Source organism: Allobaculum sp. JKK-2023 (assembly GCF_034745455.1).
Classification (GTDB): Bacteria; Bacillota_I; Bacilli_A; order Erysipelotrichales; family Erysipelotrichaceae; genus Allobaculum.
The window spans coordinates 663,471-686,129 of sequence record NZ_JAYERV010000003.1 but is presented as its reverse complement, the minus strand read 5'-3'; the positions used below and the strand labels follow the sequence as shown (position 1 = coordinate 686,129).

Here is a 22,659-nt window from a genome sequence, read left to right as displayed (position 1 = left end):
ATTATGTCCTCTTAAAATCCTTTAAGTAAAGAAGGCTTAACCAGTGATTCCTAGTGGACCACACAGATTGCGTAAGAACCGCATTGCTCGGATCCCAAAAAAACTATGAAAACTTGTGCAGTCTGCCATCAGCCACTTAAGCCACTTCATTCCTTCCGCTTTCAGGAAGGAAGTCTTTGCCCGGAGTGTTATCGAAAAGCCAGCCTGTTTTATAAGCAGACGATTACGGATTTAAGCTTCGATGAAGTCGTGGCCAATATCGTAAAAGCAGGCCAGACCCCGGATGGATTTGAAATCAGTGAAAAAATCGGCCCTTTTCTGGCTGTCGACCGAAAACATCACCAGTTTGCGATCCTTAAAGGTGGAAAATTTCAGGAAGAGTTTTCAACGGTTCACGCTTATCCAGCCGATGAGATTGTCGACTGCCAGGTGAAAGGTGATCCTGCTGCTGAGATGTCTGCTTTATCGGTTCAGGTGAAAATGAAAGACCATTCTGATCTTTCGATCGATTTGGCTAAAAAACCAATTCGCACTTCCAGTTTCGCTTTTCGCCAGTCCTACCATCTGGCCAGACGGATGAAAGACTGCCTCGATAAAGAAAAAATCGCGAACAGATAGAACAGATAATGGATCTGCACCATCTGGCAGACTCCATTAGCTGCTGATTGAATTGTTTTTCTCTCAAAGAATGAAAACTGATATCCTGTCAGAGAATAAAGATTGATTTCTTGCCCAACCTGATCAGGGTTGTCCGATAAAAGGGCAGCCCTTTTTTGGTTTCAGATTTCAAGGGGAAGAGAAGGGCAGCCAAAAGGCAATCATGAAGGCAATCTTATGCCTTACGAGCATTGGTTAGTTGTACAAATAAGCATTTCAACCTACCAGGCAATTCTTCTACAATAAAGTCATCAGCTTCTAGCTCGAATCTGGAGACTGGAAAGAAAAGCAGAGGACTTCAAAAAGGATAAGCAAAATCATTTCTGGATATTTTCTGCTCGAGAGAAACAGAGAGGGAGAATCACGATGGAATACACAACTCTTGGCAATACCGGAATCAAGATTTCCAAAATCTGCCTTGGATGCATGAGCTTTGGCAAACGCGGCACGATGCATGGCTGGACACTGGGTGAAGAAGAAACAGAAAAAATCGTCAAGCATGCCCTGGATGCCGGAATCAATTTCTTTGATACCGCAAACTGCTACTCCGAAGGAACGAGTGAAGAATATCTGGGAAAAGCCTTACGCAAATATGCAAAGCGCGAGGATGTGGTCATTGCTTCCAAAGTCTATTTCAACCCTGGCCGTTTAAGCAAAGAAGCAATTTTCCGTGAAATCGATGGAACACTTAAGCGTTTAGGAACCGACTATCTGGATCTGTACATCATTCATCGCTTTGATTACGACACGCCAATTGAAGAAACGATGGAAGCTTTAAATGAGCTGGTCAAAAACGGAAAAGTCCGGGCGATCGGCGCTTCGGCTATGTATGGCTATCAGTTTTATAATATGCAGCAGTGCGCCAAAGATCATGGCTGGACGCAGTTCTCGGCTATGGAAAACCACTACAATATGCTTTACCGCGAAGATGAGCGGGATTTGATTCCAATCTGCAAACAGATGAATGTCACGCTGATGCCTTATTCTCCACTTGCGGGCGGTCATCTGACTCACCCAGAATGGAAGGGAGACTCGTTAAGGGCCCAGACCGATAACGTTTTGAAGGGAAAATATGACCGCATGGAGCAGGAAGATATGAAAATTGTTGCCCGTGTTGATGAACTGGCCAAAAAACATGGCTGCAAGATGAGTGAAATTGCCCTGGCCTGGCAATGGGCGCAGGGCATTGATGCCCCAATTATCGGAGCCACAAAAGCCAGATATATTGATGATGCAGTGAATGCCCTCAACATCCACTTAACACCTGAAGAAATCGCTTGTCTCAATGAAGCCTATGTTCCCCATCCGGTTGTTGGAGCAGTTCTGCAAAATCCACCTGCCGGTACAGTTTTAATCGACGAAAAGAAAGATGAGAAATAGACCTTCGTCCTTATAAAATAGTCTTTAACTCTCATAAAACTGATGCGTTACCACCAGACGGAAGATGTCATTGGATGTCTTCCGTTTTTCAATCTCTGACTCAGTATAAAAAGGAAGCGGCTTGTCCGCTTCCCGACATATCTATCCATTTTGATCTGGAATGAAAATTCCATTTCCATCCTTAGAAATACCTTCAAGAGAATAGACGTTAGTCTCAAGTGTAATCAGATCTCAGATTACGAGTTGCGTTGGGGTCAGATAACAGAACTGACCATTTTTGACAAAGGTGAAGGGAGGTCGGCCTTCTGTAACAGGAACAACGGAATCTGAAAGGACTAAATCAGTAGCAGTGTAATTATCCGGATTGATCAGAACGGCCGGAATATTGAAGAAATCAGTTTCACCGTCATTGGCAAGGGTACACAACTGTTACCTTATCTTGGTGAATCAAGATATTAATATTCCTATATAACTATTTTATAATTCAACTAATTGTGGATTTTTTATGGTATCATTCAAACAGGAGATGACGTTATGATCGGTCCTGAAGACTTAAGAAGAGAACGCTATACCACTGGACAAATTGGAAAACTTGTAGGGAAAAACTACCATACAATTGCCTTTCATAAAAACAAGGGCATGATTAATATGGTGCAGGATCCAGTTTCCGGGTTCTGGTATGCCGATAAAAAAGACCTGATTGATTATCTGAAAAAACTCGGGTTATGGAACAATTCCGAGAAAAAGAATGCTATCTATGCCAGGGTTTCTTCCCATGATCAAAAGAAACATGGTGATCTGGACAGACAGATCGGCAGGCTCTGCCAGAAAGCTTCTGGCGCAATGATCTTTTCTGATGTTGGCAGCGGCCTGAATACAGAACGCAAAGGACTAAATAAACTCATAGATGAGGTCATTCATAATAAGATTGATGTCCTCTATATTACTCATAAAGACAGACTCACCAGATTTGGATATGGCTATCTTGAAAAGTTTTTCACTGCCCATGGAGTCAAAATCATAGTGACCGAGGATAAGCCGGATAAGAACTATCAGGAGGAGCTGGTAGACGATATGATGTCGCTCCTTGCCTTCTTTTCCGGGCAAATGTATGGAATGAGAAGTTCTCAAAGAAAAAAGATTGCACAACAGGCCAAAGAAGCAATTGAAGAACCTCTCAAACAGGAAGAAACAAAAGATTGAGAGGCCTGTAAAAGAAAGGAGCTGTGTATATGGCGACAAAAATGAAGATTCGAGAAAAAGTCCCTTATCAAAGAGCAGCTCTTTTTGATGAAGAGTCGTTTACACTCACTTCCTCCGGCCGTTTTGGTAAAGAAGGATGTCTGGATAAAAAATCACTGCTCAAACCAAAGGAAGAAGCTGTGGGGCAGCTGGCGGAACTTAGAGCCTATATTGAAACAATCGCAGAACATTTTTCGCGGATGGTTCATTCGGCATGGGTGATGATCTGCCACGGAATGGAAGATGGCGAGATTAAAGCTTCTCTTGTCGAAAAGTATTCTGTTAAATCGAGAGCAGCGAATGCGGCGATTAACCAGGCCCGCACCAGAATGAATTCCCTGAGTGCTCTCAAAGTGACACAGATGGAGGAGCTTGAATCCAAAATCAGCGCCTACGAGGAGCTGCTTGAAGATCAGAAAAAGGAGCATAAAGAATGGCACCAGGGCGTAAACTGGCATAAGCCGCAAAAAGGTGACTGCCAGAAAAACAGATACTGGAAGCGAAAACTCAACAACATGAAAAACCGCCTCCATGGAATGAAGCAGAAACTGGCGAACTGGAAAGAAAAAATTGAAAACAGTTCTTTTTCATGCTGCTTTGGATCTAGAAAACTCTTTAAGGCTCAATACCATTTAATAGAAGCAGGATTTGAAAACCATGAGGAATGGAAAGCAGCCTGGAGAAAAGCCAGAAAGAAAAGCTATTATCTGTTTGGCAGTTCGGATGAGACTCAGGGAAACCAGTTGTGTCAATTAACACCAGAATCTAAACTTGGCTCTGACTGGTTCAGTCTGCTTCTTAGAAGCGGGTTTAAAGATGACAAAACTGAGCATCACATCGCAGTGCGGATTCCATATCTGAAAAAAGAACTGAAAGACAATCTCGAAAACCGTTCTGTTTCCTATCACTTTGTTCTGAAAGATAAAGGACTGTATACCCAGCCGGTGGTCACAATCCAGAAAAAAGAAACCTATGAACCACAGGGAATGCTTGGAATCGATATTAATGATGGATTCTTCTCGGTTACTGAAAGTGACAGCCAGGGAAAATTTGTTTCTTCCCAGGATATCACCTATTCAAATTCAGGTTCCAAAGCGGTAAATGCCACCGTTATGGCCCAGAAGCTGTCTGAAATTTTTACCAGAGCAGAGAAGCTCCATTATGGGGTTGCCATCGAGACAATCAATCTTACGAAGAAGAAAACAAAGATTCAAAAGAGATGGGAAAGAAAATATAACCGAATGATTTCAAATTTCCCATACTTAAGATATATGGACAACTGTGAAGCATTATCGCTTAAAAGCGGTGTTCCACTTTATTATGTTTCTCCTTACTGGTCATCCGTTCTTGGAGACGAGAAGTACTCTGAAAAGCTGGGGATCAGCCGTCATCAGGCGGCAGCCTATGTGATTGCCCGGCGGGCTCAGAATTACAGCGAATTCTATATTCCTCCCAAAAAAGGAAAGTCCAAAGCAAAGAAAACTGAAACAAAGAAGTCTGAAACAAAGGCATCAAAACCATGTGCGTAACTGGCATTCAGCAATGATGTAAAGTCCATTCTGCTTTGAAAATTCAGCCTCTTAGTCCACTTGATTGAAGAGGCCTCACTTGTTTTTATTGCGCCATGGGCGAAAGCCCAAGGTGTCTTGCGATGTATTTTTGAAATGCATTTAATCTGCAGTCCGCTATATATGAAGCGAGTCCAACTCTGTACAAACGCAAGTTTGTTGGGCACGGAAAAGTTTATCCTTCATCCCGGTTAATGGCCAGCGGATCATTAGCCTTGCTCTGAAGGTGAAAGAGCTTTTTTCAACCCGGCAGAGGAACCAGCCGTAGGGACTCTGGGGCAGCTTCATTTTATCCGTATAGCTGGATTAGCTAAAAATAGGCTACGGTCCTTTGCAAAACAACATTACCACTGACAGAATCATGACTGAGTGAACCACCACTAGATATATCCAGATCGATCTTCTGGCCTATACTGGCACCACTGTCCAAGTCATAAACAAGAACGGTTTGAGCTTTCAGACCACGACCATCTGAGCCTAAGCCCTGTTTGTTTACATTTGCAAAAATTTTTGAACCGACAATCAATGTCATTTAGCTAGAAAAATATGACCTCAAACTTTGTATAAAAATCAAAGACAAAGTGGATGATAGGAATAGAATTTGCTGCTGATTATATCCATATGCACCAACCAAGCACAAAATATACTGATTGATTTGGCTGTATTCATCAAAATAGGTGCACTAAAAACAACCCTTCGATAAGAGCCGTTTTTAAGAATTGTATGGGTGGTTTGTATCAATAAGATGCGCATATAATGCACTTATCGATAGGTGAACCATATCAAACGATTGGGATGGAGATTTCGCTTGAAGCTCCTTTCCGGCCGAACGGGCAGTTTTTCTCTTAGCAGCTCCTCGGTCAGAGCTTGAAACTCCGCTTTTGTAATTTGACAGATTGTTCGTTTTTTCGTCCATTTCGGAGTAAACGTATTCCTGACAGCCCGTATCGCCTTAGTTGTATTGATTTGGTATTCATAAGTTGTCTGCTTCTCTTCTTTATTATCTGATTGAGATGATTCAAGAACACACTTTTTGATCTCGGAAACCAGATTGTAGAAGATAAGGGATGAATAAATCTCCTGAATGATGTATTCTGCTTTTATCGAGTGGATACGTTTCATTCCTATTCCATATTTAAGCCAGGAGAAACTCTGCTCGATTCGCCACCTTAGGTGGTAAATAAATCCAAGAGCCTCCGGAGGAAATTCTGCTTCATCCAGATTGGTAATCAGTCCTTCCCAGACGTTGTCGCCAATCTCGATAGCTACCACCCTGCAGTCAAAATCAATAAATTCAGATTCTTGATCAATCTGTCTCATTGATTTTTTGACCAGGTATTTCATCTGGGGGTTTTCTTTTTCCTCTTTTCTTTGGTGGTGGGTAAGAATGCGGCTGATCTGCTGGTCTTCTGTATGGTCAAGCTGTGTATAAGTCAGGCAGCTATACTCTCGTTCTTTCATACGTATGAGGTATTTGTGCCCTAAGGATTCAATAAGCTTACACAATGGATAAGAAAAATACCCTCTGTCCATGACAAAGAGAAATGTCTCGCCAGGATAAGCTTCGTGAATCTCCTTGACCATTTTCATAGCAGCGGCCCGTTCGTCTTTGGACCTCTGGTCTTGAGTGACGATGGCTAGATATTTGTCATTAAGTACGTCATAGGCAGCGTTAATGTGAATACCGGCCCGGATGATGGTTTCCTTGTTCTTGGCATAAATGATGTAGTCAGGTTCATCTTCATTTGGCGCAACAGGTTCATTGGTTCCATCAAAGGCTATTACCCTTAGCCCTTTATATTTTTTATCCATGTAACAAAGTGCCAATGTGGCTTTGTGCAGTGCTGAAAATACGCTGACTGGAGTCTTGGCTTTTGTCTGAACAAGTGCCGAAGCAGATGGTCTTACACTGCCCATGCCGAAATAGTTCATGGATAAATCAGAGAGTGTTGATCCATTCCCGATAATGGATGTATTCAGGAAATGGAACAAGTTTATTTTTGATGATCGATAATGACTTCGTGAGAAAGCTCCTGTTTGAGAAGCAAGAATCTTCTCCTGTTTGTGGGCAAATTCCTCAAGGAATTTCATGAATCTTTGATAAATCACGGACGGCGAAGTAACTTTAGTTGCCATATTTTCCTCCTTATAAAGTTATGTTTTCAACGTGATAAGGATTAAATTAGACAATTATAGAGTTGTTGTCAAAGCTAATTTTCGTTAAACCAGAAAATATAAAATCCACCATCTGTGCACGGATGGTGGACAATACTAACTATCAAAAACTAAGCTAAATGACATTGAACCGACAATACAAAAAGAGGATAAGGAGCCATCATAGAGACCAAAATCCAGATCACGAACGACGTTGAAATCCTGATCTAATTCCAGTAAGTGATTTTCGTTGTAAGCATAATCTGATCCTTCTGGGATGAATCCAAGCAGAAGATAGTAACGGCCATCTTCTGTTGGCAGCAGTTTGGTTTCAAGCATTATTCTGGCTTCACCATTTCGATAGTTCAGGGTCTTTGTTTCCAGATGATTCAGATCTTTGTCATAAATTTCAAAACAAAGTTCATTCATCTTGTTATTCGAGGCGATGATTTGATCGCCGTCAAAAGCCAGCACGTTAATATCAATACCAGAAAATTTTGTACGTTTAACTGAAAGATCTGACTTGCTAATTGCTTCAATCCAGACTCCCATATTGTTGTCTGTACTTGTTTTGACATACCAGTTTTCTGGATCTTCGAAAATTTTTTCTGAGTAATACCAGAGACCGCTATCGCCTTTTGGTTTTTCGTGTTTTTCGATGACTGTCATGGTATCACCATCCAGATCGGTCAGCACAAGTTGATCATCGTCGACAGAGCTTAACTACGAAACTATGTACAAGTTTCAAAAATTAGGACAACAGTTAAAGACCGTGCGAAAATGACATCCATTTCTAATCTTGCTTTCAATCATTTGATTTTTATGCCTTTTGATATGGAGAATCCATAAAATGGAATTGGATGCCTTACATCTTATTTGATGATAAGCCGGATTTTGGAATGTATGAAGGAGAGGGAAGAACAATGAGTGAATGGATGAGCGTGAACGGAAAACCATTTGAAGTAATCAAACTGCTCGGGAAAGGCAAAGGCGGTTATTCGTATTTGGTTAAAGATGGAGATCAACAATACGTTCTCAAGCAGATTCATCATGAGCCATGCGATTACTATCAGTTTGGCAACAAGATTGAATCCGAAATCCGGGATTATCATCATCTCAAAGACTTAGGGATCCGTATGCCGCGGATGCTGGATGTTGATGTCGAGAATGAGCGGATTCTCAAGGACTACATTGAAGGAGAGACCATTTTTGATCTGGTCAGTCAGGATAAAATGGATCCTTCCTATTTTGAACAGGTCCATCAGATGTGCAAACGCCTCTACCCGGCGCATACGAACATCGATTATTTTCCGACCAATTTCATCGTCCAGAATAGCGAGCTTTTTTACATTGATTATGAATGCAACAGCTATATGGAGGAATGGAATTTTGAAAACTGGGGTGTGAAGTACTGGTCAAAGACCCCGGAATACCTGGAGTATCTGCGCCAGCATGCAAACTGATTTTTACAGACAGATTCAGTTGTCTGAAATGGACAGAAGCAGTCAGCCATTCGAGGATCAAAATCAGGAAAACCGGACGCTCAAAGAAGAAAAAGCAGAAACGGACTCACTTTAGAGTGAAATTAAGGCATAGTAGAGTTATCAAAAACCATTTTCAAAGCGGGGAAATGGTTAAAAATCAGGCTGGCATCAAAGAGGATTCAAAAGAGAGCTTTTGGAATACTCGGATGCTGGCAGAAAGGAAGAGACAGGCAAGTGAGTATTGTTGTAAATCTGTATTATACGGGCAAAAATGGCGCAGCCAGAGAATTCGTCAAGGAGATGACCGAATCCGGGTTGGTAGAGTTTATCCGAAATGAACCAGGTAACGAACGCTATGAATACTTTTTTTCGGCTGATGATCCGGAAACGGTTCTGCTGATTGACCGCTGGGAAAACCAGGAAGCCATTGACCGCCATCATGCCCTGCCAGTGATGGCCCAGATCGCAAAGCTGCGTGACAAGTATGATCTGTCGATGAAGGTTGAGCGCTTTACACCGGATGAACTTCCAGAACAGGATCAGAAATTCATCCGCAAGTAGAAAGAAGACTGCCAGATCAACCGCAAGTCAGAATAGACCGGCAAATGACCAATGAGCCAGAAAATGGCATGGAAAATCAGAACAGAAAACAGAAAAAGGATCGAGTCCGTTAAGATTCGATCCTTTATTGATGATTGATGATTGGGGATTGGAGCTGGAAAGACGAGTGATTATTCGCCTTTTTCAAGAGCCAGCGTTCTGGTGGTCAGATCGCAGACTTCAGCTGGTCCATAGTACTGGATAGCACCTGGGAAGGTGTATGCAGTTTCAACAGCCCAGTTGTCACGATTGGCTTCGAAGAATTTGAATGGTTTGCCATCCAGTTCAACGAGAGCTTTACGGATAACTGGTTTGTCTTCACCATGACGACGTTCGATATTCATCATTTTTGTGATTGGCATACCACCAGCAACCCATTCTTCAGCTGGTCTGGACAGGTTGGAAATCTTGGACAGATAACCGTTGAAGCCGTTTTCGATTAACAGAGCGGCATTGTAGCCTAAGGAGTAGCAGTAGTCCGCATCGAAGTTGGATGGGAATGCGCAGCGTCCTTCGTAACCAAAGAAGTGGTGCAGAGGGCTGAATTTGCCTTTGTATGTGCCAGCTTCTTTACGACGGGCCAGTTCGTCAGCAACCAGGGCAGAGAACAGTTTTTCAGATTCGATCAGAGATACCTGTACGTTTCCGTGTGGGTCGCGTTCGAGGAATAACTGCTGCTGGATACCCGTTGGCAGGATTTTGAAGACGTCCATGGATTCTGGAGTCAGACCTTTTTCGATGAATGCATATTTGTCAGCCCATGTTGGCAGAGCATTGAATTCGTCAGCTTTTGCCCCAGCCAGCAGTTCGTTGATTTCAGCAATCAGTTTGGAGAATTCTGGAACGAATTCAACAACACCTTCTGGAATGATGGCTACGCCAAAGTTGTCGCCGTTTGCGGCACGTTTTTCAACGGCATCGGCGATGTAGTTGGCAATCTGGGCCAGAGACATTTTCTTGGCTGCAACTTCTTCGGAAATCAGGCAGATGTTTGGCTGAGTTTCCAGAGCACATTCCAGAGCCACGTGGGAAGCGGAACGACCCATAACTTTGATGAAGTGCCAGTATTTTTTAGCGGAGTTGGCATCCCGTTCAATGTTACCGATCAGTTCGCTGTACGTTTTTGTCGCAGTGTCGAAACCGAAGGAAGTTTCGATATCTTCGTTTTTCAGGTCGCCATCGATCGTTTTTGGAGCACCGATAACCTGGACACCAGTGTTATGAGCGGCAAAGTATTCAGCTAAAACAGCGGCGTTTGTATTGGAGTCGTCACCACCGATGATCACGATTGCATCGATTCCATGCTTTTTAGCTACTTCAGCAGCGATTGCGAACTGTTCTTCAGTTTCCAGTTTAGTCCGGCCAGAACCGATGATGTCGAAACCGCCCGTGTTGCGGTATTCATTGATGAATGGATCATCAAATACGACAAAGTCGTCTTCGATCAGACCGCTTGGGCCGCCTTTGAAACCGATTAAAGTGTTTTCTGGGTTCAGAGCCTTGAGGGCATCATACAGACCAGAAATAACGTTGTGTCCGCCTGGAGCCTGACCACCGGACAGGATCACACCAACGGTTTTCTTCGTTGGAGTGACGTCTTTTGCTTCGCCAGCTTCGAAAGTGATTTCTGGTTCGCCATATGTGTTTGGGAACAGTTTTGCGATCACTTCCTGATCGGCTACGCTCTGGGTTGGAGCACCCGTTTTCACGGTGATTTCGGAAATTCCAGATCTCAGCATGCCAGGGAGTTTTGGTGAATACTCATAGCGTGCTTTCTGTAATGGTGAAATTGTCATTGATAAGTTTCTCCTCTTTCAACGTTTCAATCATAGAATAGCCAAAAACAATTGTAAACTTCCATCCGTCACAGAAATGCATTCCCTTTTAGAATGGCAACAATCCGGAAGAATGAGAGAACGGCATTCTGGTTTGAAACAAAGAAATAGCGCTTTCTCTATGCGCTAATCTTATCCTTTCAAATCAGACGGATATTTTTGGAGAATATCACAAAATGCAATTTAATAAAAACTCGTTTGCTGGCGGGGCGGACGGTTGTCTTCTGGCAGACGCTTCTTTTTTTCTTTGCCTGTGCTGTGGATTCAAACCAGCCTGGATCCATTTAAATGTTTGACAGAGAGTGAGCAGAAAGTGAGCAGAAAGTGATCAAAGAAAGGATCGAAAGAGGCTTTCTGATTCGTTTTTTTGATTCCGGATTTCGCATAGGAGTGCCTGCTCTAGAGCAGTGGCTGCTGTCTACTATATATAATGAGAGAAGTCTTTAGCTTGAATCTCTGAATATGGAGCGGATTCAATCCTCAGTCTGAAGCCCTACGGGATGAGAAAATCCCAAAAAGGCCAGTCTTTTTGAAGGAGTACAGGAAAGGATCATCGATAAAGATCGGGCACAGGTGCTGGAAGATCACCAAAAGAAGAGGAAATTTTGCAGGAAGTCCGAAGCAAAGACAGGTTCAGAGAAAAAAGAATGGAGCCAAAAGTGAGAATCCCCTGATCAGACAGTCAGACAGCGTTTTGCCGTAGATCATCAGACCATCAAGATCAACAGACGAAAAACGTGGTTTGTTGCTTTTTGAGATAGTTTAGGGGAAACTTATAGATGCATCAGATGAACAATTCGATGCCATAGAAGAAAGGAGATTTACGTATGGATTTTTCTGATCAGTATGATTCCCAGGATCTTGAACTGGAGAAACTGAAAGACCGGATTCTGGATGCAATTTCAGAGGGAAGAGATAAAGAAGAAATCCGGAAACTGTTGAATACCTACGAGAGTAAATATGGTCGGGACGAGTACTGGAAAGTGGTTTCCTTCGATATGGCAGAACTCGAACAGGACAGTGATACGATGCAGGAACTGCACGAGTCCATTGACTATTCCAACCTCGGAGTGGTGACCCGCCAGATCAACGCAGCCCGAATCCAGTACGTCAGGGAAGACTACCAGGCAGCACTGGATGCGCTTGATGAAGTCGATGCCAATGAGCTGGATGATAATGAAGAATCGCTGGTGTATCTGCATCTGCGCGGAATTCTGGAATTCGGCCTGAAAAACTATGACCAGGCCGCTAAATACATGGAAGATGTTTCCCTGGATATTGAAGATGAGCAGATTTTTGCGATTGCCGGGATTTCGTACTGGCATCTTGAAAAGCTTGACCGGGCTGCCGAATGTTTTGAAAAGATGGAAGCTATCACGAAAGATAAAAGCTATGAATGGCTGGCTGACTTATTGATGACGTTCAATGAAGCCGATATTCTGATGAGCAACTTCTTTCCGCCTACAGTTCAACAGGCTTTATATCCGACACTGGTCAATATGGTCAGCATTTCCATTGATGCCCTGGAGACCATGATCCGCCATCAACCGGAAAGTTTTAAGGACATCATTGCCCGAATGCTGAGTGAACAGCCGGAAAACGAACTGGCAAACTATATGGAGGCTGTTTTGCAAGATGCCTGTGGCCATCGCCAGGCCGCAAAAAAGTTGTACCGCAAGGTTTTAGTGATGCCTGTTGATGACAAGCTGACATTGATCAGTGATGCCACTTCCGCTCTGACTTTAAAGCTGCAAGCACTGGAGTGGCTGGATTATACACCACAAGTTCAGGCCAAATACCTGCGATCCTTTTTCGAGCACACAAAAGCCACCGGCGATTCAGACTGTCTTTTTGAGCTGTATCTGTACAGCGCTTCAAAAGGAAAAGCCCTCTCGAAAGTTGTCCGGGAAATGTTTAATGAAGTCGGGATTCCGGATACCTTTACACCGCCTGAAACGATGTTTGTCCATCGGGCTTTGCTGCTGCAAGCTCTCGATTGCCAGGATTATTACCGGGCCTATACGCATGCCCGCTACCTGTACGATCTCGATATGCTCCCCGATGGCATGACTACTTTGCTTGCCGCAGAGCTTTTCATGCAGTTTTCTTCGGACTACCCAAGCGGGCGTCCCAACCCAGACGACTACCCAACCGTTCATGCGTATCTGGTAGACCAGATCTTTATTTTGCACCGGGCCTTTCAGTTCCATTCCGTTGGACACTTTAAAAAAGTGTTCAAGCAGATGCTTAAGGAAGCCGAAAGCTACACCGGCAAGGATAACCAGTGGGAGTTGATGCACAGTTATCTTTGGACGATTCTGACAGTCGATATTATGAAAGATCCATCCTGGAAGCAAATGCATCAGCTTGGTCAGGCGTATCTGGACAAATACTATTCCGATGAAAAAACGGACCATTCGTTTGCATCGCCAGATTCTGTCCCCAAGCCGCATGAAAAAGGAAAACCTGTCCTAAAAGAAGAGCCGATCCTTCCTGAAGACGGTTCTCAGGAGCTGAATACTGCGCTGTTAGAGGCAATGGATCTTTTCTTCGGGCAGGTTCTCGATGGAGCGGTTGAACAGCTTCGAAAGGAGATGCAGGAATCAGAAGACCCAGAAGAGTTTGAAAAAGCGATCCGAGAAATCCTTAGCCAGAAGGAAGATTTTTTAAATGGTTTGGATCTGGAAGAGGAAATCCCGGGATTTGGAGCCCTGTCTCCATCTAATTCCAGAAAAGAGCTGCCAGTTTCTTTTGATGAATATAAAGAACTGAAGGATCTGCTGGATCTTTCCGAACTGGATCAGCCTGCCCCAAAACCGGAAAAGAAATCATCTGGCACAAAGAAGAAGCAGACTGCTTCCAAACGGCCAAAAGCGTCTCGTAAAAATGGCGCAAAAGGCGGCTCGGAGCATGCGAAGCGTTCGGATCGATCTGATCAAAAGGGTTCCACTCAAAAGGATCCGGACGCGGGTTCAAAAAATGATCAAGAGGGGTCTGGCAAGAATCAGGCTCATAGTGGAAGAAAGCCAAAATGATGTCTGCTTCTTCCTTTCTTTTCAAGAAAAAAAAACAACCAAAATCAGACAGAAACCCGAACAAAGCCAAATCACCGGATCTCCATCAGGTGAATGGCTTTTTCTATTGGCTGGCTTTTCTGATTACGGTTCTGAGTCTGTGGCAGACGGCCGCGTGGGTGATGCATAATTCTCTGATCTGTCCCTCTCCTGCACAGACCTTTAGTCAGATGATCGAGCAGGCCAGAGCACCGGGATTTTTTATAGCGATTGCCTGGACGATTGGCCGGGCGCTGGGAGCTTTGGCCGCCTCTTTTGTTCTGGCTATTCCGGCTTCTTTTGCGGGCGCCTTCTATGGACCAGCCAGAGAATTTTTAAATCGGCTGGTCTCGATTTTGCAGACAGTGCCCAATGTCTGCTACATCATTTTGCTTCTGTTCTGGACAGATCGAAATGCAACGGTCATTCTTACGGGAGTGTTTTTGCTTTTTCCGTTAATCTATCGCAGTCTGTATGAACAGCTGGCTGAACTGATTCATCAGTATCGTCCGATCTGGATTGTCTACAACCAGCCCAGAATTGTGCTGATGCTCCGGGTGTGCTTTCCTATGCTTCGTCCGGCTTTTCTGGCGGCTTTAAAAAATGCGTCATCGCTGGGCTTTAAAGCTTGTGTCACCAGTGAGATCTTGACAGGGATTGCCCCGGGCATGGGCAAGAAGATTCAGGCTGCCAGGCTGGATCTGAATCTGGCAGGAGTCTTTGCGTGGTCGATCTGGCTGATTTTGCTGGTGTTTGCGTTTGAAAAGCTGTGGAATCTTTGTATCGACCATCTGTTTGTCGAAAAATAAAACAACTGGAGGATGTTTATGCTCGTTTCGATTCTTGTTCCTGTCTACAACACCGCTCCGTATCTGGACCGTTGTATGGACAGCCTGCTCAACCAGACGTATTCAGATCTGGAAGTCGTTGTCATCAATGATGGCTCGACGGATAACTCATTCGAAAAACTGCTCGCTTACCAAAAAAAAGATCCCCGCGTTCATGTTTTTTCCTATTCCAATTCCGGGATTTCCAAGACCCGAAACCGGGCTTTGGCTAAGGCAAAAGGGGACCTGATTCTGTTTGTGGACAGCGATGATTATATTGAGCCGGATATGTTAGAGGTCATGGTCAATGCCCTTAAAAAACGCAATCTGGATCTGGTGCAGTGCAATTTTGTCATGGACTTTGGCCCAGTGCCGTTTTTCAGACGGGCCACAGGCAATAAAACCTTTACCAACCTGGAAGCTTTGCATGCCTTAGTAGCAGAGAAGTATCTCAACAACTACCCCTGGGGGAAGCTGTATAAAAAAGAGCTGTTTGAGGGCATTACGTTTCCGGAAAACATGAAAGGTTTTGAAGATACGTGCACGATCTTTAAAACCATCGCCAATGCAAAACGTGTCGGGACCATTCCCGAACGTTTCTACCACTATGAACAACGTATGGGATCTCTGACCAACTGTATGTCTCTGACAACGGTGTATGGGATGCGCCGGGCGTATCAGTATCAGGAAGAATATCTCAAAAAACGCTTTCCCAATGAGAAGTTTTCCTTTGACCAGGCCCAGTACAACACGGATATGGTGCTGATCTATACACTGATTGTCTTCTCGCGCCGCAAAGACGATCCCAAATTTGTCGGGGCTAAAATTGACTGGAGCAAGCTGAATTTCTCGCCCGTCATGAAAGCGGCCTATGAGGCCTGGCTGAAACTGGCAGAACTCAAACTGGGAGATTCGATTGTGGAGATGGATGAAAATACGCGCCAGATCCTCGAAAATCCGCCTGCCAATCTGGACTGGAACAAACTGCTTGATGAAGCGGCCCGCAAAATCAAACCTGATTTTGAAAAAATCACACCGGAAGATATCGCGCAGATTCGCGGCCTGGCCAATGCGGCTGAAAGCGGGCTTCATTTCTCTGATGATCAGAACTCTGCCGATCAGAAACCCATTGGGCAGATGCATTCTCAAACGGTTTCGTCAGATGAAAACCAGACCAGCCAGAGCAGGCAAGAGGACATGGATCAGGGAAACTTACAGCCTGTCCTGCAGCCAGAAAACGAGTAAACAGCTTTGCTTGGGCAGGCAAAAAGACAGTAAACCAATCCCAAAAAGGACAGGACTCCTTTAAATTTCGCATAAAAGCCGCTGGACTCCAGCGGCTTTTGGCAGAGAGTTAAAAATCCTGTACAATAACAAGACAGGACAGAAATTAGAATGGAGAATTACGATGGCTTTTGAATCTCTTTCGGAAAAGCTTTCAAGTGCGCTGAAGAAAATTTCAGGCAAAGGAAAGCTGACCGAAGCCAATATGAATGACATGCTCAAAGAAGTCCGAATGTCACTTCTTGAAGCAGATGTCAACTACCAGGTTGTCAAGGACTTCATCAACGATATTAAAGAACAGGCTATGGGCCGGGAAGTTCTGGAGAGCTTTGATCCCGGACAGATGGTCGTGAAAATCGTCCGTGATGAACTGGAAAAAATCTTAGGACCTGACCAGGCAAAACTGGTTATGAATGACCAGGGCATTACTTCCGTCATGATGGTTGGTCTGCAGGGAACGGGTAAAACAACCGCTGCAGCTAAAATTGCCCGCTTTCTGAAAAACAAACAGAACAAAAAAGTCCTGCTCGCTGCCTGCGACGTTGTCCGTCCAGCCGCGATTGAGCAGTTAAAAACACTTGGAAAACAGATTGATGTGGAAGTCTTCTCCTTAGGCGCAGAAACACCCGCTGTCTATACGGCCAAGTGCGCCAAAGAATACGCCAAAGAAAAAGGCTATGACGTGATCATTTTCGATACCGCCGGTCGTCTGCATATTGATGAAGCGCTGATGAACGAATTATCGGAAATGAAAGAAGAAATCCAGCCGCAGGATATCCTGCTGACGGTTGATGCCATGACCGGTCAGGATATCGTAACGGTTGCCCGTGATTTCAATGACAAGCTCGATATCACCGGTCTTGTGGTCACCAAAATGGATGGCGACGCCCGTGGCGGCGGCCTGTTATCCGTCCGTTCCATCACCAAAGTGCCTGTGCTCTTTGTTTCCAATGGTGAAAAGGTTGAAGATCTTGAAGAATTCCACCCAGACCGGATGGCGGCCCGAATTCTTGGCATGGGCGACATGCTCACCCTGATTGAACAGGCTCAGGACAAAATCGACGAAAAAGCAGCTGCAGAATCCGCATCCCGCATGATGGCCGGTGTCTTTACATTCAATGATCTGCTCAGCCAGTTTGAACAGATGAATAAACTGGGATCTTTCTCCGGACTGATCTCTAAAATTCCAGGCATGGGCAAGATGGCACCAAAAGTCGATGACGAAAAGATGAGTGAACAGATCAAGCACATGAAAGCGCTGATCCAGTCCATGACTCCCTACGAACGGGAACATCCTGAATGCCTTAAAAATTCCCGCAAGCAGCGGATTGCCAGGGGTGCGGGGCTGAAAGTCGCGGATCTGAACAAACTCATCGCCCAACAGCAGCAGATGCAGCAGCTGTCCAAGATGATGTCTGGCGGTGGATTTGGCAACCCATTTGGAAATCCATTTGCCTCCATGCAGCGTGGCGGCGGAATGTATGGTGCCAGCAAGCATTCGGGCAGCAAGAAACAGAAACCGTCCAAGAAAAAGAAGAAAAAGAAATAAGCTATGCCTTCCTCACGCTTAGCCAAGCTGCTGTGGTCGGTTGCCAGAGCATTGCTGCCCGGCATGGCCAGCCCCTCGCTTGCCACCCTTGCCGACCGATATGAACAAGAGCTGACGGATCGGACTTTCCGGTATACGTTCCAGCAAAAAGGGAAGACGCCTTTCAAAGCGGATCTGATATTTGACCGCTCGGCTTTCTGTCATTTGTTTTCCATCGGTTCAATTGTCAAAGATTACACCCCTGATCTCGATGAGTTTTCGGGGATGAAAGGCTGGCGCAATATTCAAAACGGCAAAATCACGATGAAAATGCTGCGGCAGATCAATCCGGATCAGGTGCAGTATTATGCCAATGAATATGCCATGATCGAACAGCTGATCGAAACAGTCAATGATCCGAGCGCTGTGCTCTTTGATCCGAAAAAGGTGCCCGGCAGCAAGCTGAAATCAGATATTCTCCTTTATCGAGTGTTTGGAAACCGGACCATCCATGTCGGGATTTGCCAGGATCAGGATGGTTCCTGGTTTGCGCGCAGTTTCTTTGTCCGTGAAAATGATCAGGATCAATATCCGTCGCGCTATCTTCACAAAATGACGCCGCTCAAAGTGAAGGTGAAAGTGTCAAGCAAAAATGCTTGACGGCCTTGGTGCCGTATTGTAAGATAAACCGGCAATCAAAAAGTAAAAGTGAATACTCAATTTGAAAGGATATAGAAAATCATGGTAAAACTGCGTTTAAGAAGAATGGGTAAGAAAGGACAGCCTTTCTACAGAATCGTTGCTGCTGACTCCAGAAGTCCTAGAGATGGCCGCTTCATCGAAGAAATCGGAACTTATAATCCAATTAAAGGTGAAGAAGCTGTTGAACTGAACCGCGAAGCCGCTTTAAAATGGCTCAAGCAGGGTGCACAGCCTTCCGATACTGTACGTTCCATTCTCTCCAGAGAAGGCGTAATGACTGCTTTCCACAACTCCAAACTCGGTAAGTAGTCTTAACGTTACGGACCTCAGTGCAGGTCATAAGAAAGAAAAGAAACGGTAAAATTCATGGTTGATCTCGAGAAAACTCTGTTTGATCTGTGCGTTCCACTGACCACTCATCCAGAAGCTCTGTCGGTTAAGACATTGTCTTCGACCAGCGAAAAGGAAATTCTCCTTTACGTCTATGCAGACGACAAGGATATCGCCCGCCTGATCGGCCGGCGTGGTGCCCTTGCCACTGCGATTCGTTCGGCGATGAGTGCTGCAGCAAGAGCCACAAAAAAACGCGTTCTTGTAAAATTTGAAGCCTATTAATCGACTTAAGAATCGATTCAGGCAGGTAACCAGAAACACCAGGGCTGCAGGAAACTGCGCCCTTTTTTTCAGCCTTCAGGCAGTTGACTCTTTTTGCTTATAAAAATGAAGTACGATTGCCTCGAAAAAACACTTCGCCAATTATGGCAAAACCATCCAGTCAGGAGGATGAAGATATGATTCGAATTGCTCAGATTATCAATACACGCGGCCTGAAAGGGGAATGTAAAGTCAAACTGTTCACAGACCAGGATGACATCCGCTTTCAGAGTGGTAATCATCTGTATTTAAAAGACCACAAGAAACTGACGGTCAAAAAGTATTCCGTCTATAAAGGATTTGGCTATGTTCAGTTCGATGAAATCACCACCATTGAACAGGCGGAAGCCTTAAAAGGGCACGAACTCTTCTTGCCAAAAGAAGAACTCAATGAACTGGAAGAAGATGAATTCTACTACCACGAACTCCAGGACTGTCATGTCTTCAATCAGCAAGGGGAAGACACCGGCATTGTCAGCGCCATTCTTGAAACGGGAGCCAACCTGGTTTTACGCGTAAAAAATGGTGAACAGGAATATCTGCTTCCCTTTGTAAACGCATTCGTGAAAGAAGTGGATCCGAAAGAAAAGAAAATCGTGATCGAAGAAATGGACGGTCTACGATGAAAATCTCGATTCTGACCCTGTTTCCTGAATACTTCCAGGGCATGCTCTCCACATCGATTCTCAAGCGCGGACTGGATGCCGGATTGTATGAAGTGGAACTGATCGACTTTCGAAAATTCACCAGATCCAAGCATGGGCATGTCGATGACACCCCCTATGGGGGTGGGGCTGGAATGGTTTTACAGTGCCAGCCAATTCTGGATGCCCTGAAATCCATCCGGACACCGGATTCGGTTGTCGCCCTGCTTTCCCCGCAGGGAGCGACTTTCAACCACGCGAAAGCGCTTGAATTTTCGAAAATGGAGCATCTGATTTTAATCTGCGGCCACTATGAAGGATTCGACGAACGAATCCGCAATGCCTGCGATCTTCAGATTTCCCTGGGCGATTTTGTGCTCACCGGCGGGGAACCGGCAGCGGCTGCCATCTGCGATGCAACCCTTCGTCTGGTGGAGGGAACCATCAAACAGGACAGCAGCGCGGATGATTCGTTTGCGGATGGACTGCTTGAATATCCCCAATATACAAAACCTTACGAGTATGATGGACAGAAAGTGCCAGATGTTCTGCTTTCCGGACACCACGCCAATATCCAGAAGTGGAGAAGGGAACAATCCCTGCTCAACACCCTGAAACACCGCCCGGATCTGCTTGAGAGTGCGAAGCTTTCCAGCGAAGATCTTGCGTTTTTAGACCAGGCAAAGGCCGAACTGGACAGAGCTGACTGAAAAATGTCATGGCTCTGCCCTTTTTTTACGGCAAAAAACTCTGTACTCTAGTTCTATGAGCAAAAAAACTGTAAGAAACAACCAATCTACATCCAGAAGCAATCCGAACTCTTCTGGTTCAGGGCGCTCAGGACAAACGCGTAAGTCTTCCGCTTCCCAAAAGAAGCGTCCCTCTACAGCCTCAAAATCGACAAAAACAACAAGATCCACCAAAACAACAAAATCGGCGAAAACAACAAGATCTACAAAAAATAAACCCGCCCCGCAAAACCCCCGTCCCAAAACGGCTTCCACCGCCCGCAAGACGTCCAGTCAGCCGGCTTTACGAAATTCTCGCCGTAAAAAAGCAAAACGACAGCTGCGCTTGGGCAGAGTGCTTACCTTGCTGGTTCTTGGCGCCATATTGGCTGGTGGTGTCGGCTATGCCGGCCTGAAATATGGTCCTTCCTTGTTTGCGATCATTCCGCAGCTGACTAACAACGAAAAAACGGCTCCCCTCAACCGGATCTCTCATGCAAATGAAGTCAAGAAAATCAAGGAAGCCAATGCGCTCGATGAAGTATCCGTCACCGGCTTTTCCGATGAGGAACTGCGTGACTGTTTCTTTAGTCAGTCCATTGATGACAAACTCAAAGAGCGGCTGGTCAAAATGGGCTATGCGGATCAGATTCCAGCCGACCAGCTCAGCTATGTCCGTGTTCTGTACAACGACTTTAACGGACGGGCCACCGTGGGCGAAATTGTCGTCAATTCTGCTGTTGCCAAACAGATCGAGAATGTCTTCTATGATTTGTTTTTGCACAAATACCAGATTGGCAAGATGATCCTGCCGGATGCCTACGGCACCCGGATTTCAGAATCCTATGCCGATAACAACACCGTCGGTCTGGCGTTTAATCTGACTGATGATAATGGCGGAAGCCTCCACGCGCGCGGCTATGCGGTAGATCTTAACCCGCTCTATAACCCGCTGATCAAGGACAATGGAAGCTCCCTGTCGGTTTTCCCGATGGAAGGACAGCTGTACCTGGATCGCACAATCAATGCAGATCACTACATTCATGCCAATGACTATGCGGTTGAAGCCTTTAAAAAGGAAGGGTTTAGCTGGAAGGGCAATGTGACAGGGTTGAATGACTACAAGCACTTTGAATATTCTGGTGTGCCAGCAGCCTCCTCAACCACAAACACCCAAACCTCACAATCCTCTTCGGCTTCCAGCCAGAAAGATTCCACAGGGCAGACACCAAGCACGCAGACCGTCAGCGAACCTGTCCAGGAACCCGTCGTCACGCCAGATCAGAATGTCACTACACCTGACCAGTCTGGAGTGGATCAGCCGGCGATTGACCAGCCTGTTGTGGATCAGCCTGCGATTGACCAGCCAGCTGTTGACCAGCCTGTTGTGAATCAGCCAGTGGTCGATCAGCCAGTGGTCGATCAGCCGGGTGATGACTTGCCAGGCGAGATTATCATCAATCCAGATGGAACGATGAATGGCGAAAGTCCGATGCCAGTCGAACCGGATGTCGTCTACCCAGAAGAAGATGGTGGATTCTGATCCCTTTGCGTTTTGCTTTGGATTGAAGACCGGCAATCTTAAAGGATGGATCTGGACAGAAAAGGCGATTCTGGCCAATAGAGCGTTTTCTTTCTGGACGCTTTGCGATTTTTTGCCGGTTTGAAAGCCGAATGCAATTTGATCTTTGCTTTTGCGCATGGTATAGTCTCTTAGGTTCTGCGGGTTCCGCTGGCATCATTGACTATGAATCTTGAAAAGCAGAAGCAGTAATTTAAAAGAAGGAGAACGAAAATGAATTTAAATCTGGTTCACGAAATTGGCAAAAGCCAGCTTCGTAAAGACATTCCTGATTTCCGTTCTGGCTCCACTGTACGTGTTCACGTAATGATCAAAGAAGGAGACAAGAGCCGTATTCAGGTATTTGAAGGTGTAGTGACAGAAAGAAAAGGCGGAGGCATCGGTGAAACGTTCACTGTCCGCAAAATCTCCAACGGTGTTGGTGTAGAACGTAAGTTCCCATTACACTCTCCAATCATTGATAAGATCGAAGTTGTCCGTCACGGTAAAGTACGTCGTAACAAACTGCGTTACCTCAGAAACCGTTCCGGTAAATCTGCTCGTCTTAAAGAAGTTCGTCGCTAAGAACGTTAATCCCCGAAATCCATGCGGACTTCGGGGATTTTTTTCGATCTGTTGTCTTATTGGCCTGATTTGTTTTCAACTTTCATCGCTGTTTTAGAAAAAGCTTTATACTGGAGGGAGCAGGAATTGAAAGACAATTGAAGCGGTCGGCAAATTCACCTGCACAATCGGTA

At 45.1% G+C, this 22,659-nt stretch carries 21 protein-coding genes; 17 read left to right on the top strand and 4 right to left on the bottom strand.

All coding sequences use genetic code 11. The features are described from left to right. Positions 1-105: 105 nt before the first annotated feature. The 4 genes from U4956_RS02845 to U4956_RS02830 all read left to right on the top strand — a co-directional run bounded on the left by U4956_RS02845 (position 106) and on the right by U4956_RS02830 (position 4,808). Complete coding sequence (locus tag U4956_RS02845) at positions 106-618, top strand: DUF4428 domain-containing protein (protein ID WP_323088918.1); 513 nt, start codon at positions 106-108, stop codon at positions 616-618. Positions 619-1,023: 405 nt separating this feature from the next. After that, on the top strand, positions 1,024-2,037 hold the full coding sequence (locus tag U4956_RS02840; RefSeq protein ID WP_323088917.1) for an aldo/keto reductase: 1,014 nt from the start codon (positions 1,024-1,026) through the stop codon (positions 2,035-2,037). A 534-nt stretch (positions 2,038-2,571) separates the two neighbouring features. Continuing rightward, positions 2,572-3,240: an IS607 family transposase gene (locus tag U4956_RS02835; protein WP_323088916.1), complete on the top strand. Its 669-nt coding sequence runs from the start codon at positions 2,572-2,574 to the stop codon at positions 3,238-3,240. Positions 3,241-3,269: 29 nt separating this feature from the next. After that, positions 3,270-4,808: a hypothetical protein gene (locus U4956_RS02830; protein WP_323088915.1), complete on the top strand. Its 1,539-nt coding sequence runs from the start codon at positions 3,270-3,272 to the stop codon at positions 4,806-4,808. An 801-nt stretch (positions 4,809-5,609) separates the two neighbouring features. Here U4956_RS02830 and U4956_RS02825 read toward each other — a convergent pair. Together U4956_RS02825 and U4956_RS02820 are read right to left on the bottom strand one after the other, a co-directional pair. Beyond that, positions 5,610-6,983, bottom strand: a complete 1,374-nt coding sequence (locus tag U4956_RS02825) for an IS4 family transposase (protein WP_323088914.1) — start codon at positions 6,981-6,983, stop codon at positions 5,610-5,612. Between the two features lie 135 nt (positions 6,984-7,118). Next, positions 7,119-7,697, bottom strand: a complete 579-nt coding sequence (locus U4956_RS02820; RefSeq protein ID WP_323088912.1) for a hypothetical protein — start codon at positions 7,695-7,697, stop codon at positions 7,119-7,121. 227 nt (positions 7,698-7,924) lie between these two features. Between U4956_RS02820 and U4956_RS02815 the strand changes: the two genes are divergently transcribed. Beyond that, positions 7,925-8,464, top strand: a complete 540-nt coding sequence (locus U4956_RS02815) for a hypothetical protein (RefSeq protein ID WP_323088911.1) — start codon at positions 7,925-7,927, stop codon at positions 8,462-8,464. A gap of 255 nt (positions 8,465-8,719) precedes the next feature. Further along, the gene (locus U4956_RS02810; protein WP_323088909.1) at positions 8,720-9,046 is read left to right on the top strand and encodes an antibiotic biosynthesis monooxygenase family protein; all 327 of its coding nucleotides are present in this window, start codon (positions 8,720-8,722) and stop codon (positions 9,044-9,046) included. Between the two features lie 170 nt (positions 9,047-9,216). Here U4956_RS02810 and U4956_RS02805 read toward each other — a convergent pair whose 3' ends face one another. Then, a complete protein-coding gene (locus tag U4956_RS02805) occupies positions 9,217-10,881 on the bottom strand; it encodes a diphosphate--fructose-6-phosphate 1-phosphotransferase (RefSeq protein ID WP_323088907.1) in 1,665 nt (554 codons plus the stop codon). A gap of 866 nt (positions 10,882-11,747) precedes the next feature. On the opposite strand from U4956_RS02805, the gene U4956_RS02800 reads away from it, so the two are divergent. The 9 genes from U4956_RS02800 (at position 11,748) to trmD (ending at position 20,322) form a co-directional block, all read left to right on the top strand. Beyond that, entirely contained in the window at positions 11,748-13,955 is a 2,208-nt protein-coding gene (locus tag U4956_RS02800) for a hypothetical protein (protein WP_323088905.1), read from the top strand. Continuing rightward, entirely contained in the window at positions 13,952-14,782 is an 831-nt protein-coding gene (locus tag U4956_RS02795; RefSeq protein ID WP_323088904.1) for an ABC transporter permease, read from the top strand. The genes U4956_RS02800 and U4956_RS02795 overlap by 4 nt, the downstream gene beginning before the upstream one ends. 18 nt (positions 14,783-14,800) lie before the next feature. Beyond that, positions 14,801-16,045: a glycosyltransferase family A protein gene (locus U4956_RS02790; RefSeq protein ID WP_323088902.1), complete on the top strand. Its 1,245-nt coding sequence runs from the start codon at positions 14,801-14,803 to the stop codon at positions 16,043-16,045. Positions 16,046-16,208: 163 nt separating this feature from the next. Then, positions 16,209-17,633 (top strand): signal recognition particle protein, encoded by a 1,425-nt coding sequence (gene ffh / locus U4956_RS02785; protein WP_323088901.1) that lies wholly within the window; start codon positions 16,209-16,211, stop codon positions 17,631-17,633. 3 nt (positions 17,634-17,636) lie between these two features. Beyond that, positions 17,637-18,272: a PBECR4 domain-containing protein gene (locus tag U4956_RS02780; RefSeq protein WP_323088900.1), complete on the top strand. Its 636-nt coding sequence runs from the start codon at positions 17,637-17,639 to the stop codon at positions 18,270-18,272. A 78-nt stretch (positions 18,273-18,350) separates the two neighbouring features. Further along, positions 18,351-18,623 carry a 30S ribosomal protein S16 gene (gene rpsP, locus U4956_RS02775; protein ID WP_323091442.1) on the top strand — a complete coding sequence of 91 codons (273 nt, stop codon included), beginning with the start codon at positions 18,351-18,353 and terminating at the stop codon, positions 18,621-18,623. Positions 18,624-18,680: 57 nt separating this feature from the next. Next, positions 18,681-18,929, top strand: coding sequence for a KH domain-containing protein (locus U4956_RS02770; protein ID WP_323088899.1), 249 nt, complete (start codon positions 18,681-18,683; stop codon positions 18,927-18,929). A gap of 176 nt (positions 18,930-19,105) precedes the next feature. After that, entirely contained in the window at positions 19,106-19,594 is a 489-nt protein-coding gene (gene rimM / locus U4956_RS02765) for a ribosome maturation factor RimM (RefSeq protein ID WP_323088898.1), read from the top strand. Then, complete coding sequence (gene trmD, locus U4956_RS02760) at positions 19,591-20,322, top strand: tRNA (guanosine(37)-N1)-methyltransferase TrmD (RefSeq protein ID WP_323088897.1); 732 nt, start codon at positions 19,591-19,593, stop codon at positions 20,320-20,322. The genes rimM and trmD overlap by 4 nt, the downstream gene beginning before the upstream one ends. A gap of 6 nt (positions 20,323-20,328) precedes the next feature. On the opposite strand, the gene U4956_RS02755 is transcribed toward trmD, so the two are convergent. Further along, positions 20,329-20,616: a hypothetical protein gene (locus U4956_RS02755; RefSeq protein ID WP_323088895.1), complete on the bottom strand. Its 288-nt coding sequence runs from the start codon at positions 20,614-20,616 to the stop codon at positions 20,329-20,331. 79 nt (positions 20,617-20,695) lie between these two features. Here U4956_RS02755 and U4956_RS02750 point away from each other — a divergent pair, with 79 nt between their 5' ends. Both U4956_RS02750 and rplS read left to right on the top strand, forming a co-directional pair. Further along, a complete protein-coding gene (locus U4956_RS02750) occupies positions 20,696-21,883 on the top strand; it encodes a M15 family metallopeptidase (protein ID WP_323091439.1) in 1,188 nt (395 codons plus the stop codon). Between the two features lie 252 nt (positions 21,884-22,135). After that, positions 22,136-22,486: a 50S ribosomal protein L19 gene (rplS, locus tag U4956_RS02745; protein WP_323088893.1), complete on the top strand. Its 351-nt coding sequence runs from the start codon at positions 22,136-22,138 to the stop codon at positions 22,484-22,486. The last annotated feature ends 173 nt before the right edge of the window (positions 22,487-22,659 follow it).

Excerpts from the sequence above, each read along its gene's own strand:
- U4956_RS02845 (WP_323088918.1), top strand. The coding sequence starts at position 106 with ATGAAAACTTGTGCAGTCTGCCATCAGCCACTTAAGCCACTTCATTCC.
- U4956_RS02840 (WP_323088917.1), top strand. The coding sequence starts at position 1,024 with ATGGAATACACAACTCTTGGCAATACCGGAATCAAGATTTCCAAAATC.
- U4956_RS02835 (WP_323088916.1), top strand. The coding sequence starts at position 2,572 with ATGATCGGTCCTGAAGACTTAAGAAGAGAACGCTATACCACTGGACAA.
- U4956_RS02830 (WP_323088915.1), top strand. The coding sequence starts at position 3,270 with ATGGCGACAAAAATGAAGATTCGAGAAAAAGTCCCTTATCAAAGAGCA.
- U4956_RS02825 (WP_323088914.1), bottom strand. The coding sequence starts at position 6,983 with ATGGCAACTAAAGTTACTTCGCCGTCCGTGATTTATCAAAGATTCATG.
- U4956_RS02815 (WP_323088911.1), top strand. The coding sequence starts at position 7,925 with ATGAGTGAATGGATGAGCGTGAACGGAAAACCATTTGAAGTAATCAAA.
- U4956_RS02805 (WP_323088907.1), bottom strand. The coding sequence starts at position 10,881 with ATGACAATTTCACCATTACAGAAAGCACGCTATGAGTATTCACCAAAA.
- U4956_RS02800 (WP_323088905.1), top strand. The coding sequence starts at position 11,748 with ATGGATTTTTCTGATCAGTATGATTCCCAGGATCTTGAACTGGAGAAA.
- U4956_RS02795 (WP_323088904.1), top strand. The coding sequence starts at position 13,952 with ATGATGTCTGCTTCTTCCTTTCTTTTCAAGAAAAAAAAACAACCAAAA.
- U4956_RS02790 (WP_323088902.1), top strand. The coding sequence starts at position 14,801 with ATGCTCGTTTCGATTCTTGTTCCTGTCTACAACACCGCTCCGTATCTG.
- ffh (WP_323088901.1), top strand. The coding sequence starts at position 16,209 with ATGGCTTTTGAATCTCTTTCGGAAAAGCTTTCAAGTGCGCTGAAGAAA.
- U4956_RS02780 (WP_323088900.1), top strand. The coding sequence starts at position 17,637 with ATGCCTTCCTCACGCTTAGCCAAGCTGCTGTGGTCGGTTGCCAGAGCA.
- U4956_RS02770 (WP_323088899.1), top strand. The coding sequence starts at position 18,681 with ATGGTTGATCTCGAGAAAACTCTGTTTGATCTGTGCGTTCCACTGACC.
- rimM (WP_323088898.1), top strand. The coding sequence starts at position 19,106 with ATGATTCGAATTGCTCAGATTATCAATACACGCGGCCTGAAAGGGGAA.
- trmD (WP_323088897.1), top strand. The coding sequence starts at position 19,591 with ATGAAAATCTCGATTCTGACCCTGTTTCCTGAATACTTCCAGGGCATG.
- rplS (WP_323088893.1), top strand. The coding sequence starts at position 22,136 with ATGAATTTAAATCTGGTTCACGAAATTGGCAAAAGCCAGCTTCGTAAA.